This is a genomic window from Moorena sp. SIO3I6 (assembly GCF_010672095.1).
Genome location: NZ_JAAHHU010001274.1, coordinates 1 through 1,466, shown reverse-complemented (window position 1 = coordinate 1,466; position 1,466 = coordinate 1). Strand labels below are relative to the sequence as shown.

Annotated in this window: 2 protein-coding genes; both read right to left on the bottom strand. The window is 42.5% G+C overall.

The features are described 5' to 3' along the window. Window positions 1-93 precede the first annotated feature (93 nt). Window positions 94-549: a DUF29 domain-containing protein gene (locus F6K49_RS48490; protein WP_293109833.1), complete on the bottom strand. Its 456-nt coding sequence runs from the start codon at window positions 547-549 to the stop codon at window positions 94-96. Between the two features lie 233 nt (window positions 550-782). After that, window positions 783-1,466, bottom strand: a 684-nt coding sequence (locus F6K49_RS48485; RefSeq protein WP_293109831.1) for an NAD-binding protein, incomplete at its 5' end; no start/stop codon positions are given.

Below are 1,466 nucleotides of genomic sequence, written 5' to 3'. Positions count from 1 at the left end.
TTCTGTAGGGTGTGAAGCGCAACAGCATAAAGCACTGAAAATTTCGATAATTAAGATAAGATATGGATTGAAGTGCGTTAGTATAACAATGAATTAATCCCCATAAAATTCTTCATCTAATAGCTGTTCAATTGTAAAAGGACATTGATTGGGATAGTCTTCAGGGTTGGGCTTACGAATGCCAAAGCTGGCTTTTTTACCTTCTTTTATAGCTAACTTTCGAGCATCCTTATAAGCTTTAGCGATCGCTTCTTCTAAATAACGTTTAAATGAAGGACTGTCTTGTAAATCTTTTTGGATACGAAACCGATGTTCTGTGACTGAACTATACCAACTTCCTTTCATAGAATCAGGAGCGTCAGTTTGAACAATTATTTTGAGTAAATGGGCAATCAATATAGTTAAATTGCTAATGAATGCTCGCTTTTCAGCCTTTCCCATGTCCTCTAACTCAAGCAGCAAATTATCCCAATCAATTGCCGATAAATTTCTAGCTTTGATTTGTTCAACGATGATTTCTCGCCAACGGTTAAAATCTTGTTCATACATATAGCAAAGGGAATAGGGAACAGGGAGCAGGGAGTAGGGAGCTGGGGAGCTGGGAGCAGAAGATGTCTTAAGCTTTACTTCGACTGCTATAGGCTATCTAGACACAGACAAGCAGAATCTGGATTTGAAAAGTCCCAATCATTGTAAACCCCAAGGGGATCCTAATTTGCGATGAAGCAAAGCTTCCGCCCTTATGCGAACGCACTATAAAGACCTGCCAAAAAATTGAGACTTTACCGGACTGGCACCCCAATTTTCGGCAGACTACGAGCAATAATAACTAAGTGATCGCCAGATAGTAGTGTTTGATCTTTAGGGGGATTAATTAGGGTTTCCCGATTTCCATTGCTATGGCGCTCTATTGCAATCAACGTTGTATCAAACTCCTCTTTCAAGCGCCGAGCAGCTTCCCAGAACGAAATGTCAACCCACTTCTGTGGTAAAACAATTTTGTAGAATTGGTTTCCCACTTGCACAGTTAGCAACTCTGCCAACACATCTACAGCTCCTAGGTTCCGAGCTGAGGTAGCAATTAAGTGACTAGCTAATTCATCAACAACAATGACATCTTCAACTCCCGCTACTCGCAGTTGGACATTGTTTTTCCGGTCAAGGAGTTGAGCACAAGTGTAAATTCCGGGTTGGAGTTTTTCAATGGTCAAGGCCGCTAGGACTGTCCGTGCATCCCGGTCTTGGTCACTTCGAGGACGGGTAGAATCAGCCAGGAGGATTGCCCGTGAGGCATGATAGATCCCCACACTTTCGAGGACATCAATAGTCGTGTAATCACCAATATAGAAATATATTTGGGAACGGTTCACTCCCTTGAGTTCCCACTCTGGTGTGTCGGTAAACTCTGCCACAACCACCATTGGATAGTGCTTGAGCTCAGAGTCTGCCTGGAGTTCCTCAATCAA